The organism is Fuscovulum sp. (assembly GCA_035192965.1).
In the GTDB taxonomy this organism is placed as follows: Bacteria; Pseudomonadota; Alphaproteobacteria; order Rhodobacterales; family Rhodobacteraceae; genus Paragemmobacter.
This window is the reverse complement of record CP136571.1, coordinates 2,375,329-2,388,116: the sequence shown is the minus strand read 5'-3', so window position 1 is coordinate 2,388,116 and position 12,788 is coordinate 2,375,329. Positions and strand designations below refer to the sequence as shown.

The window sequence follows — 12,788 nt, the reverse complement described above, 5'->3', positions numbered from 1 at the left end:
TGGGTTGCCCCCTACCCTTATCGACTGCGGAACAGAGATCCCAAGATACCGCGCACCAGGGCCTGCCCGCTGCGGCTGCCCAATTGGCGGGCAAAGCTTTTGGCAAAGGCCTCACCCACGGAATCGCTGCGGCTGGAACTGCTGCGGGGCTTGGGTTCGGCCTTGGCATTGCCGTCATAGCGGCGGGCCCGGCTGTACCCATCGGCATCGCCATCGGGCCGATCGGCCCCCTTGTCCCAGGGGGAGGGGCGGTCATCCGATTGCGCCCCTTCCTGCGCCTGCGCCTCACGCGCGGCGGCATCGGCCCGGGACCGCAGCATTTCATAGGCGCTTTCGCGATCAACCACCTTGTCGTATTTCCCGGCAACCGGAGAGGCCACCATCAGTTGCGCCCTTACGGCCGGGTCGATGGGGCCAAGCTGGCTGGAGGGCGGGCGGATCAGGGTGCGTTCCACGATCCCGGGGATGCCCTTGTTTTCCAGAAAGGACGTGACCGCCTCGCCGGTGCCGACATCACGGATCGCCTCTTGCGTGTCAAAGCGCGGATTGGGGCGATAGGTTTCCGCCGCCATCTTCAGATCCTTCTGATCCTTGGCGGTAAAGGCACGCAGCGCGTGCTGCACGCGGTTGCCCAACTGACCCAGAATGTTTTCCGGCACATCGGCGGGGTTCTGGGTGATGAAATAGACCCCCACCCCCTTGGACCGGATCAGGCGAGCCACCTGTTCCACCTTGGCCACCAGTGCCTTGGGCGCGTCGGTGAACAGCAGATGCGCCTCGTCGAAGAAAAAGACCAGCTTGGGTTTGTCGGGATCGCCCACTTCGGGCAGGGATTCGAACAGTTCCGACAAGAGCCAGAGCAGGAAGGTGGCATAGAGGCGGGGGCTGTTCATCAGCTTGTCGGCGGCGAGGATGTTGATGCGCCCTGCCCCATTGGCATCCAGAAGCATCAGGTCGGCCAGATCAAGCGCGGGTTCGCCGAACAGCTTTACCCCGCCTTCGTTTTCCAACACCAGAAGACGCCGCTGGATCGCGCCGATGGAGGCGGTGGCGACAAGGCCATAGCGGGTGGAGATGGCATCCGAATTCTCGCCGATGAAAACCAACAGCGCCTGAAGATCCTTCAAATCGAGCAGCGGCAGGCCTTCCTCATCGGCCAGACGGAAGGCGACGTTCAACACGCCTTCCTGCGCCTCGGTCAGTTCGAGAAGGCGCGAGAGCAGCAAAGGCCCCATCTCGGCCACGGTGGCGCGGATCGGGTGGCCCTGTTCGCCGAACAGATCCCAGAACACGACCGGGAAGGACCGGTATTGCAGGTCCAGCCCAATCTTGGCGGACCGTTCGGTAAAGGGCGTGTGCAGCTTGTGCGTGGCCGAACCGGGCGCGGCAAGCCCCGACAGATCGCCCTTCACATCAGCCATGAAGACCGGCACCCCGGCGGCGGAAAAACCTTCGGCAAGGATTTGCAGCGTGACCGTCTTGCCGGTGCCGGTGGCCCCTGCGATCAGGCCATGGCGGTTGCCGTATTTCAGCAGCAGGGTTTGTGGCAGGCCATACCCCTCACCGCCGCCACCCACGAAAATGCTTGCCTGATCGGTCATTCCCTGCCCCTGCGCTGTCATCCGAACGGGGCGCGGATCATCTTTGCTGCCCCGGCCCGGCGGCAAAGATACAGGCTTTGCCCGGCCGCGCCAGTGCAGGATTGCGCCGGGTGGGTGCGGGGCGACTGCGCCGCTGTCGCAGCGCAACAGAGCACGCGGTGGGGCGCCGGATCAGCCGTTTGAATTTTGACCAAAAGGACAGGTTTATCCAATGATTTCAGCCGTGCATGGGCCCAGATTCCCGGTTGACGGACTGGAAATAACCGCTTAGCGTCCGTCTCCATGAAGTCGGCCAGTCCGACAGGGAGCAATAATACGACGCGAAAAGGGCCGGTCGACCGGCCCTTTTTCATTTTGTCCCGCTTTCATGCAGACCGGGCGGCCACCGCCCGCGCATCACCAATTTGGCACCTGACACTGCTTGCGCCGCATGGTAAGCGGCTGCGAAACCAACCAAGGACGCAGCTTATGTCACTCCTTTCCCTTCATCGTCCGCTGGCTGTTGCGCTGGCCTTCGGGCTTGTCTCTGCATCCGGCTTTGCGGCGCTTGCACAGGAAGCCACGGAAGCCACGGAAGCCCCCGCAGAAACCGCGGCCCCCGCGGCCGATGCCGCCGTCGCCGAAGACCTGTCGATGGGTCAGGCCCCGGCCGATGGCCCCGGGTCGACCTATGTGAAAGAGGCTTTTGAATCCTGGGAACTGCGCTGCGTGCGTGTGGCCGAGGGTGCGGAACCCTGCCAGCTGTATCAGTTGCTGAAAGACGGCGAAGGCAATTCGGTGGCTGAAATCGGGATGTTCTCGCTGCCTGCAGGGGGCGAGGCTGCGGCCGGGGCCACGATCATCGTGCCGCTGGAAACGCTGCTGCCCGCTGGTCTGCGGCTGGCCGTGGATGCGACCGAACCGAAGATCTATCCGTTCACCTTCTGCTCGCAGATGGGTTGCGTGGCGCGCGTGGGCTTTACCGCTGCCGAAGTGGCGGGCTTCAAGGCCGGTGCAAAGGCCACGATGACCATCGTTCCCGCGGTTGCCCCCGACAAGACGGTGGCGCTGGACATGTCGCTGAAAGGCTTCACCGCCGGTTATGACGCCGTGGAAGCCGCCCGTGTGGCAGCCGAAGCTGCGGCACCCGCCGAAGGTGCTGCGCAGGACTGATCCCGGTTCGCGCCGAGAACACAGGGCCGTGCCGCAGGGCGCGGCCCTTTTCGTTAGGCGCGGCGCAGCACAAGAACCGCGTTCAACCCGCCAAAGGCGAAGGCGTTGGACATGGCGACCGTCACCTCTGCCTGACGCGCCACGTTCGGCACGACATCCAGCGCACATTCGGGATCGGCCTCTTCAAAGCCGACAGTGGGGGCGATCACGCCCTCGCGCAGGGCCATGAGGCAGGCCAGCAATTCCACCGCGCCCGTGCCGCCGATCAGATGGCCATGCATGGCCTTGGTCGAACTGACCGGCGGGGTTTGCGCGCCGAAAACCTGTTGGATGGCAGCGGTTTCCGTTCGGTCATTCGCAGCGGTGCCGGTGCCATGGGCATTGATGTAATCCACAACGCCGGGGGCGAGCCCGGCATCGGCCAGCGCGCCCGACATCGCCCTTGCAGCCCCGTCAACCGAAGGTGCGACAAGATCGGTGGCATCCGATGTCATCGCGAAACCCACGACTTCGGCCAGAATTTCGGCCCCACGCGCCAGCGCCGCTTCGCGATCCTCGAACACGAAAACCGCCGCGCCTTCGCCCTGAACCATGCCATCGCGGGTGCGGCTGAAGGGACGGCAAGCGCAGGAGGACATGACGCGCAGCCCTTCCCAGGCCTTGATGCCGCCGAAGCACAGCATCGCCTCGGACCCGCCAGTGAGGACGGCACGCATCGCGCCTGCGCGGATCATCTGAAAGGCAAGGCCCATGGCGTGGTTGGAACTGGCGCAGGCTGTGGAAACGGTGAAGACCGGGCCACGAATACCATGCGCCATGGACACATGGCTGGCCCCGGCATTGGCCATCAGGCGCGGCACGGTCAGCGGGTGGACGCGGGATTTGCCATCGGCATAGACCGCGCGGTAGCTGTCATCGGAGGTTTGCAATCCCCCGCCCGCCGTGCCGAGGATGACGCCGCAATCGGCCCCCTCGCCCACCGCCAGCCCGGATTGCGCCATGGCCTGCGCAGCGGCGACCAGCGCAAACTGGGCGAACCGGTCTGACGCGGTGATCGTGGCCCGGTCCAGATGCGCGGTCGCGTCCCAGCCCGTGACCTGCCCGCCGATGCGGACCGACAACCTGTCAAGATCGGGAATATCCAACGGGCCGATGCCGCAGCGCCCGGCACGCATGGCGGCCCATGTTCCCGGCACGTCATGCGCGAGGGCATTGACGGTGCCTGCCCCGGTGATGACAACCCGCCTCATGCGGCCCTTTGCGCCACCAATCCCTGCACCGCATCGACAATGGCCGCGACGCTGGTCATGTCAAAACCCGACTGGGCCGGATCGTTGGCGTTGAACGGGATCGAGATGTCAAAAGCCTCTTCCATCGCGAAAATCGCCTCGACCAGACCGAGCGAGTCGATGCCCAGGCTTTCGATGGTGCTGTCCGGGGTCACATCCGACACATCCAGCACGGCCTGTTCGGCGATGATGGCAATCACCTGTTGCTGCAAATCCATGGACGTTCCCGCCGTTCCTTGTGTCACTCTGCAACGATCTAGTCGCTCTCAGATGACTTTGGAATGACACTGCGTTCGATTTCCGCCACGCGGGCGGCCAGACGGGGCAGACGGCGCAGCGCTTTCTGGATTTCCACATGGGTTTCCATCTTCACCGCCGGGTACCCCAGCAGCACGCGGCCTGCGGGGGCGTTGGTGAAAATCTTGGTCGCGCCGCCAGCAATGACGTCATTGCCGACAAAGATGTTGTCATTCACCCCGCATTGGCCGGCCATCACCACCCGGTCGCCGATGCGCGCGGAACCGGCGATGCCGACCTGCCCGCAAAGCAGGCAATCGCGCCCGATCTGCACGTTATGGCCGATATGGACGAGGTTATCGAGTTTGGTACCCGATCCGATGGTGGTGTCGCGGATGGTGCCGCGGTCGATGCAGACATTCGCGCCCAGTTCGACATCATCGCCCAGCGTCACGGCACCAAGCGAGTGAATCCGCGTCCAGCTTTGATCCTTGATGCCTTCGCGCGTGCCGAGGGTTTCGCGAATCTCTTCCACACCCGATTTTTCGGGTGTGACGAAGGAAAACCCGTCCGCCCCGATGACCGCGCCGGGTTGGCAGATGAACCGATGCCCGATGGTGACCCGCGCGCCGATGCGCGCGCCTTGCAGGATCAGGGCATCATCGCCGATCTGCGCGCCTTCGGCGATGGAAACATGGCTGGCGATGCGCGCACGCGCGCCGATGCGCACGCCGCGCCCGATGGTGACAAAGGGGCCGATCGCAGCCCCGTCGCCGATTTCGGCACCGGGGTCGATCGCCGTCATCGGGTGGATGCCGGGGGCGATATCGGGGCCGGGGTCCATCAGCACGGTCAGCCCGGCCATCGCTAGCCGCCCGCGCGGGGCAAAGATCGCGGCTTTCAGCCCCAGCGCCTGCCAATCGGCCCCAGGCCAAAGCAGGGCCGCCCGCGCCCCGCCTTGCGCGATACCGCCTGCGTATTTCGGGTCCATCGCCAGCGCGAGCGCATCGGGGCCCGCGCTTTGCGGCTCGGACGCGCGGGTGACCTTGATGTCAAGGTCCCCCTCCGCCTGGGCCCCAAGGGCAGCAGCAATGTCGCGGATCGTATGGGCCATCGGGCAGCGTCCTTGGGTCAGTCCGTCCGCCGCAGGCTTACCCCTGAACGCCGTCCAAGGCTACCCCAGCCTCGGTCAGCGCGTCGAAGATGCGTCCGTCGCGGCCATAGATATCACGCCGATAGGTCATCTCGCCCTTGGCGGTCGGCCAAGCGGTGAAATACACCAGATGCACGGGCAGCTTTTCATCGAATTTCACCACCGTTTCACGGTCGCTGTCGAGATGATCCTGAAAGAACCCTTTCGGATCATCGGTTTGCGCGGCCAGCAGGGCATAGGCGAAATCAAAGGGATCGGCCAGACGGATACAGCCATGGCTGTAGGCGCGGACCTCATGGTCGAACAGTTCCTTGGCGGGCGTGTCGTGCAGATAGATGTTGTACTGGTTGGGGAACATGAACTTCACCTTTCCCAGCGCGTTGCCGTCCGATGGCGGCTGGCGCAGGCCAAAGGGAAAGCTGCGCGCGGAATAGGCGGCAAAGTTCACAGCGCCGCGCGGGACGACACGACCGTTGCGGTCAATCACCTGAAGGTGGCTGACGGCATTGGGGTTACGCTGCAACAAGGGCAGGTATTCCTTGACGATGATGGACCGCGGCACGCCCCAGCTGGGGTTGATGACCAGATGGTCCATCTCATCGGAAAATTCCGGGCTGCGCTGATCGGGGACGTTCTTGCCGATGACGGCGCGGGTCTGGAAGGTGACCTTGCCGTGATCCACGATCTTTGACGTGAAATCGGGCAGGTTCACCCAGATATGGCGCGGGCCGCGCACGGTGTCATGCATCCAGCGTAGGCGTTCCATCGCCACGACGATGGATTTGACCCGGTCCTCGGGGCTGACATTCAGTTCGGCCAGCGTTTCCGCAGTGGCACGGCCATCGGCTGTCAGGCCGTGGTCGATCTGAAAACGCTGCACGGCGGCCTGCATATCGCGATCATAGATCGCGGTCGCGGAGCGGCGCAGATAGCCCATGGCCACCAGCCTGTCGCGCAGCGCCACCACATCTGCCCCGGTATCCCCCGGCGCAAGCGCATCGGCCTGAACCGCAGCACCCCAGCCGCCACCGGCCATCCTGGCCTCAAGCGCCAGCTTTTCCTTCATCAGGCGGGCATATTCGGGTGTCTTGGGCGGCAGGCCACGCAGCAGGGCCTGCGGATCGGTCTGGTCGATCTGTGCCAGCAGGCGCAGGGGATCAAGACGCGTCACCTCGCGGTGGATCCCGGCATCGGCCTCTTCGGGGACAAGAACCCCGGTCGCCACGTCAGATGCATAATCAAGGAAGGCACGGGTCATCCGCACCTCAAGCCGGCCACGGTCGCCTTCGGTGACAGCGGCGGCAAAGGCGGCGCGCAAGGCGGCGGCATCATAGCGGGCCACGGGCAGGCCATGCGCCGCTGCACCATCAAGTGCAGCAAAAAGCGCAGCCCGCCGCGCCGCATCCTCGGCCCCGGTCCAGAGCGTGGCGTAATTGCGGGCACGATAGTAATCGGCCAGCGTTGCGTCTTCGGTCAGCGCAACCGCCACGGCCTGCGCATAGGGCGCAGAGGGTTGCACAGCCTGCGCCAGACCTGCGGCGGGTGGCAAAGCCAGCGCCGCCGTCAGCAAGAGCGATGCGATACCCCTGCCCCAGCGACCATGTGCTGCCTGATTGCGCTCGAACCCCTTAACAACCGCTTCAGACACCACCATGACGTTCCCCGAAACCCGCGAATTTATGTGTATTTGCGACAGTTTGGGTGATTCCCCAAGCAGAGTCCATTCACAACCACCACATCGCGAAGGCCCGGAAGCGCAAGATCGTTTCCGATGCGGCAATAGCGCTGTGTTGGCAACAGGCGCGGAAATTTGCACATCGCCCCCCGCCGTTCAGCGAAAATTTGCCGATTGGGGCTTTGTTGCGTCTGGCCCGCCAATCAGCGCTTGGGTCACGAATCGTCCTGTGCAATAACACTACGGCGCTTGGGGATAAGTGGCACAGAAGCTGCTCTTAGAGGCGGCGAAGACGGATCACGGGGACAGCAGTCAGAATGACAGACATGACCAAACTTGGAGTGACACGTCGCGGTGTGCTTGGCGTTTTCGCGGCGGTGACGGTTGCTGCGGCCCCCACCTACTCCAATGCTTTTGGTTTGCTGCGCGGCGCGGGCGATGTGCGCCGCATCCGTATGTATTCGGGCCGCACCGGGGAAAGCGTCGATACGATCTATTGGATCGAAGGCGAGTACATTCCCGAAGTCGTCAAGGAAATCAATTACTTCATGCGTGACTGGCGGTCCAATGACCAGATCAAGTATGACCTGCGCACCATCGACATCATGGCTGCGGCGCATAGCCTGATGGATGTGTCGGAACCCTATGTCCTGCTGTCGGGCTATCGCAGCCCGGCCACCAATGCGATGCTGCGGTCCAAGTCGGGCGGTGTGGCGCGCAACTCGCTGCACATGAAGGGCCAGGCGGCCGATCTGCGGCTGAAGTCCCGCTCTGTCGGACAGATGGCCAAGGCGGCAGAGGCCTGCGCGTCGGGCGGCGTGGGCCGTTATTCGCGGTCGAACTTCGTGCACATGGATTGCGGACCGGTTCGTCACTGGGGCGGCTGATTTCCGCCTATCGCAATTGGCGGTATGACAAAGGGGCGCTTGATGCGTCCCTTTTGCGTTTCCTGCCGCGCATCAATCGCAGTTATTCATCCTCGTCATCCGCCGCATCTGCCGCGACCTGACGGCCTCGGAATCCCTGGGCCACGACGAATTTCTCGGAACTGTCGGACCGGCTGGCGGGCGGTTTCACATTTGCCACCTTGCGGAAGTTGCGCTTGAGCAGGGTCTGCATCTCATTCTCGGCCCCGCCGGCAAGAACCTTGGCGACGAAGGTTCCGTCATCTTCCAGCACGTCAAAGGCGAAGGCCAAGGCCGCCTCGACCAGCGCCACGATGCGCAGGTGATCGGTGGCCTTGTGGCCCGACGCCGACGCGGCCATGTCTGACATCACCACATCGGCGCGGCCGCCCAGCCAGCGTTTCACCTTTTCATCGGCGTCATCGTCAAGGAAATCCAACTGGTGAATCTCGGCGCCCGGGATCGGCTCCACCTCTTGCAGATCGACGCCCAGCACGGTGCCCACCGGCTTCTTCGGGTTCTGCCCCAACGCATTGACCCGCACAACGGCGACCTGGCACCATCCCCCCGGCGCGCAGCCAAGGTCCACCACCCGGCCGCCCGGTTTCAAGAAACCGTAGCGATCATCCAGTTCCAGAATCTTATAGGCCGCGCGTCCGCGATAGCCCTCTTTCTTGGCCCGGACGACATAGGGATCGTTCAACTGCCGCTCCAGCCAGAGCGTTGACGAAAGCTTGCGCCCCTTGGCCGTCTTGACCCGTACCCGCAATTCGCGCTGGCCGCGCCCGGAGGTTCCCTTTTCCTGTGTCATGCGTAAGGCCCATCTTCCAGAACGCCATCCGCGCTCATCTGTGCATATAACAGCCCTTCGCGCAGGCCACGGTCGGCCACGCTCAGGCGATCGGTCGGCCATATCCGCATCAGCGCCTGAAGGATAGCCGCGCCGGACATGATCAGCGCGTGGCGGTCGCGGCCGATGCGCGGATCGGTGCGCCGCCCTTCGGGGCCCAGCGACAGATATTCCCGGATCACCAGATCAATCTGATCGGATGTCATCTGCAACCCATCCACCTTGGTCCGATCATAGCGGCGCAGGTTCAGATAGCTGGCAGCCACTGTCGTGACGGTGCCAGAGGTGCCGATGATCTGAAAACCGGCGCGGGGGTTTTCGGCGTTATAGGGCGAAAAGCTGGCGAGGTTTTCTTCAAAGAACCAGCTCATCAACGCAAAACGCGCAGCATCATCATCCACGTCGGCGAATTGATCCTTGAGCGTGGCGACGCCAAGCGGGACAGAAATCCAGTCCACCACCCGCGCCGACGCCTCACCCTGCGGCTGAAACCCGCGATGCAGCCGCATGATCGACCTTGCCCGATCCTCGGGCGGCACGGCGGACAGGTCGATCCAGACCAGTTCGGTCGATCCGCCGCCGATATCGACCACCAGCAACTGTTCGGTGCGCGCGTTCACCAGCGGTGCGCAAGAGATCACGGCCAGCCGCGCCTCTTCTTCGGGAGCAATGATTTCAAGGCTAAGCCCGGTTTCACGCCGGACCTGCCGGATGAAATCCTTGGCGTTGCGCGCGCGGCGGCAGGCCTCTGTCGCAACAAGGCGCATCCGGCGAACGCCGTGCTTTTCGATCTTTTTCTGACAAATGCGCAGCGCCTGCACCGTGCGCCCCATCGAGGCGCGCGACAACCGACCCGAGGCTTCAAGCCCCACGCCAAGCTGGACAGTCTTGGAAAAGCTGTCCACGACCTGAAACTGGCTGCCCTTTGGCTGGGCAATCAGCATCCGGCAACTGTTTGTGCCAAGGTCGAGCGCCGCATAAAGCGTGCCCGCCCCCGGCGGATGGGAAGCTGACGGTTCTACCGCGGGCGGCACGCCGTCTGGCATGCCGTCCAACTGCGGGATCGCGTCCGCCTCCCGGGGACGCTGGGGCGTCATGACCGCCCTCCATCTGTGGTTAACCCAATCGTAGCCGCCTTTGGCCACCCAAGGCAAGCGCGCGCTGACCGGCGGTTGCATGCTGCAATCACATTCATCATTTGCTTGAGAATTTTTCCGATCCCGCTCTGTCGCCGCCGTCACCAAATTGCGCTAGGTCGGAATTGGCGCAGGTGGGGGTCGTTCCTCGCCTGCGCCATGTCGAAAACCGACATCGGCTGTCGGGGATCGGCGCTATCAAAGGGTCAAGCACGGCAAGGGGAATCGCATGCCTGAGGTTACCATCGTCTACTGGCGCGACATCCCGGCCCAGGTCATCGTGGGCAAGGGGCGGCGTGGGTCCAAGATCCAGCTGACCGAGCGCTTCGAGCAGGCCATCGACCGCTGCGCCATGAAGGTGGGCGCGCGCGATACCGACAGCTATCTCGCCGAATGGCGCAAGGCTGCCCCCTATGAGGTGGACGGCGACCCGGATGAAATCGTGAAATCCGTGGCGGCCCAGCTGGAAGCCGAATTTGATACCGCGCGCCTGAAGGCGCTGATCGACGCCGAGGGTTGGGCCAAAGCCTGATCCGTTAACCGTGGGAGAGCCGCATGGCCCTGTTCAACTTTCGCCGTGAGGCAGCCCCTGCCCCATCTGCCGAGGCCCCGGCCGAGATGGAGGCCTTTCTCAAGGGCTTTTCCATCGAGGTGATGCCGCGCACGGCGGAAAAGGTGGAAAGCTTCCGCGCAATCCTGCCCGCAGGCACCCGCGTCTATATCGCCCATATCGACGGCACCCCGATCGAGGACATGGTGGCGACAGCAAAGCGGCTGAATGCGGAAGGCTATCCCGTGATGCCGCACTTCCCCGCGCGCATCATCAAGGACCGCGCGACGCTGGCCGATTGGGTGGCCCGCTACAAGGGCGAGGCCGATGTGAAGCAGGGCCTTCTGCTGGCTGGTGGTGTGGCGCAGCCGGTGGGCGACTTCCAGACCTCGATGCAACTGCTTGAGTCGGGTGCCTTTGACGGGTTCGAACGGCTGCATGTGGCGGGCCACCCGGAAGGCAACAAGGACATTGATCCGGATGGGTCTGACCGCATGGTGATGGAAGCCGCGCGCTGGAAATCGGCCTTTGCCGAGCGGACCGATGCCAAGATGGCGATGGCCACGCAATTCTGTTTTGAGGCTGATCCCGTGATCGCCTGGGTGGACCGTCTGGCCGCCGAGGGGGTTAAGCTGCCGGTGCACATCGGTGTGGCGGGGCCTGCGAAACTTCAGACCCTGATCAAATTCGCCATCGCCTGCGGCGTGGGCCCGTCGCTGCGCGTGCTGCAAAAGCGCGCGATGGATGTGACAAAGCTGCTGCTTCCCTATGAGCCCACCGAATTTGTCGCGGCCCTGGCCGCGCACAAGGCCGCGCATCCCGATTTCGGGATCGAAGCGGTGCATTTCTTCCCCTTGGGCGGCATCAAGACCAACGCCACCTGGATCACCGAAAACGGCGGCACTTCCGGCCAGCCTGCACACGCATAAGAAAAGGTTCCCCGATGACTCGTACCGTCCTTGAATCCAAAACCAAGACCGTGATCATCGGTTTTGACGAACCTTTCTGCGTGATCGGTGAACGCATCAACCCGACAGGGCGCAAGAAACTGGCCGCCGAACTGGAAGCCGGGAACTATGAGACTGTCATCCGCGACGCGCTGGAGCAGGTGGCCTGCGGGGCGACGGTGCTTGATGTGAATTCGGGCGCGGTCTTCACCAACAAGATGGCCGAAGACCCACGCTATGCCGACAACAACTTTGTCGAACCGCCGCTGATGAAGGCGCTGATCGAGATCATCCAGCAAACGGTGGACGTGCCTTTGTGTATCGATTCGTCGGTTCCCGCCGCGCTGGAGGCCGGGCTTGCCGCCTGCGAGGGCCGCCCGCTGCTGAATTCCGTGACGGGAGAAGAAGAGCGCATGGAACTCGTCCTGCCGCTGGTGAAGAAATACAACGTGCCCGTCGTGGCCATTTCCAACGACGATACCGGCATCTCGCCCGATCCCGATGTCCGGTTTGCGGTGGCCAAGAAGATCGTGGAACGCGCGGCAGATTTCGGCATTCCGGCGCATGACATCGTGGTCGATCCGCTTGTGATGCCGGTGGGCGCGATGGCGAGCGCGGGTCAGCAGGTCTTTGCCCTTGTCCGCCGTCTGCGCGACGAGTTGGGCGTGAACACCACCTGTGGCGCGTCTAACATCAGCTTTGGCCTGCCGCATCGGCACGGGATCAACGCGGCCTTCCTGCCCATGGCCATTGGCGCGGGTATGACAAGCGCGATCATGAACCCGGTCCGCCAGCAGGAGATGGAGGCGATCCGTGCCGCCAACTTCCTGATGAACCATGATGCCAATGGCGGGGAATGGATCCGATTTGCCAAGGTTCTGGAAGCGGTCGAAGGCGGCATGACCTTTGCCGAGGCCTCGAGCGCCGCGTCGCAGGCGGCCGGTGGCCGCCGGGGCGGCCGCCGCGGCCGCGCCTGATTAACCAGATCGTAACCATGGGGCGGCTAGGGTCGCCCCATGCAAACCGTCAGGCACACCCCTTCTGATACCTGGATCAGGCTGATCTTTTCGGCCAAGGCGGCGGATGGCCATGTCATCCGCCGCAATGTGACGTGGATCGACCGCGAGGTCGGGCGCGAGCGGTTCATCACCGAGGTGCGGTCGCGGGGGTTTCATCTGTTGCAAACCGCCGACCAGTTCATCGTGGTCTGTCATTCCGGGCCCGTGCATCTGCTGTTCTGAGCGGCTTGGGCCAACGAAATTTCTGCGAAATTTCAGGCCCTGCACCTCTGAT

The 12,788-nt window shown here is 63.6% G+C and carries 13 protein-coding genes; 6 read left to right on the top strand and 7 right to left on the bottom strand.

Annotated elements, in window-relative coordinates; all coding sequences use genetic code 11:
* Nucleotides 1-17: 17 nt before the first annotated feature.
* On the bottom strand, nt 18-1,601 hold the full coding sequence (locus tag RSE12_11720) for a helicase HerA-like domain-containing protein (protein WRH61062.1): 1,584 nt from the start codon (nt 1,599-1,601) through the stop codon (nt 18-20).
* A gap of 468 nt (nt 1,602-2,069) precedes the next feature.
* Here RSE12_11720 and RSE12_11715 point away from each other — a divergent pair, with 468 nt between their 5' ends.
* Nucleotides 2,070-2,753, top strand: a complete 684-nt coding sequence (locus tag RSE12_11715; GenBank protein ID WRH61061.1) for an invasion associated locus B family protein — start codon at nt 2,070-2,072, stop codon at nt 2,751-2,753.
* Between the two features lie 53 nt (nt 2,754-2,806).
* Here RSE12_11715 and RSE12_11710 read toward each other — a convergent pair whose 3' ends face one another.
* From RSE12_11710 to RSE12_11695, 4 genes are read right to left on the bottom strand one after another with little or no spacing between them, the layout of a single operon-like run.
* Nucleotides 2,807-4,003 (bottom strand): beta-ketoacyl-[acyl-carrier-protein] synthase family protein, encoded by a 1,197-nt coding sequence (locus tag RSE12_11710; protein ID WRH61060.1) that lies wholly within the window; start codon nt 4,001-4,003, stop codon nt 2,807-2,809.
* On the bottom strand, nt 4,000-4,260 hold the full coding sequence (locus tag RSE12_11705; protein WRH61059.1) for an acyl carrier protein: 261 nt from the start codon (nt 4,258-4,260) through the stop codon (nt 4,000-4,002). Before RSE12_11705 ends, RSE12_11710 begins: the two co-directional genes overlap by 4 nt.
* Nucleotides 4,261-4,298: 38 nt before the next feature.
* On the bottom strand, nt 4,299-5,393 hold the full coding sequence (locus RSE12_11700) for a UDP-3-O-(3-hydroxymyristoyl)glucosamine N-acyltransferase (protein ID WRH61058.1): 1,095 nt from the start codon (nt 5,391-5,393) through the stop codon (nt 4,299-4,301).
* Between the two features lie 37 nt (nt 5,394-5,430).
* Nucleotides 5,431-7,086, bottom strand: a complete 1,656-nt coding sequence (locus tag RSE12_11695; protein ID WRH61057.1) for a L,D-transpeptidase family protein — start codon at nt 7,084-7,086, stop codon at nt 5,431-5,433.
* Nucleotides 7,087-7,424: 338 nt separating this feature from the next.
* On the opposite strand from RSE12_11695, the gene RSE12_11690 reads away from it, so the two are divergent.
* Nucleotides 7,425-7,994, top strand: a complete 570-nt coding sequence (locus RSE12_11690; GenBank protein ID WRH61056.1) for a DUF882 domain-containing protein — start codon at nt 7,425-7,427, stop codon at nt 7,992-7,994.
* Nucleotides 7,995-8,076: 82 nt separating this feature from the next.
* Here RSE12_11690 and RSE12_11685 read toward each other — a convergent pair whose 3' ends face one another.
* Complete coding sequence (locus RSE12_11685) at nt 8,077-8,823, bottom strand: RlmE family RNA methyltransferase (GenBank protein WRH61055.1); 747 nt, start codon at nt 8,821-8,823, stop codon at nt 8,077-8,079.
* Nucleotides 8,820-9,959, bottom strand: a complete 1,140-nt coding sequence (locus RSE12_11680) for a Ppx/GppA phosphatase family protein (GenBank protein WRH61054.1) — start codon at nt 9,957-9,959, stop codon at nt 8,820-8,822. The genes RSE12_11685 and RSE12_11680 overlap by 4 nt, the downstream gene beginning before the upstream one ends.
* A 268-nt stretch (nt 9,960-10,227) precedes the next feature.
* On the opposite strand from RSE12_11680, the gene RSE12_11675 reads away from it, so the two are divergent.
* Genes RSE12_11675 through RSE12_11660 form a run of 4 tightly spaced genes read left to right on the top strand, consistent with a single transcriptional unit; the run spans nt 10,228 to nt 12,736 of the window.
* Complete coding sequence (locus RSE12_11675; protein WRH61053.1) at nt 10,228-10,530, top strand: virulence factor; 303 nt, start codon at nt 10,228-10,230, stop codon at nt 10,528-10,530.
* Between the two features lie 23 nt (nt 10,531-10,553).
* The gene (locus tag RSE12_11670; protein WRH61052.1) at nt 10,554-11,477 is read left to right on the top strand and encodes a methylenetetrahydrofolate reductase; all 924 of its coding nucleotides are present in this window, start codon (nt 10,554-10,556) and stop codon (nt 11,475-11,477) included.
* A gap of 14 nt (nt 11,478-11,491) precedes the next feature.
* The gene (locus RSE12_11665) at nt 11,492-12,472 is read left to right on the top strand and encodes a methyltetrahydrofolate cobalamin methyltransferase (GenBank protein ID WRH61051.1); all 981 of its coding nucleotides are present in this window, start codon (nt 11,492-11,494) and stop codon (nt 12,470-12,472) included.
* A 39-nt stretch (nt 12,473-12,511) separates the two neighbouring features.
* On the top strand, nt 12,512-12,736 hold the full coding sequence (locus tag RSE12_11660; protein WRH61050.1) for an N-(5'-phosphoribosyl)anthranilate isomerase: 225 nt from the start codon (nt 12,512-12,514) through the stop codon (nt 12,734-12,736).
* Nucleotides 12,737-12,788 lie beyond the last annotated feature (52 nt).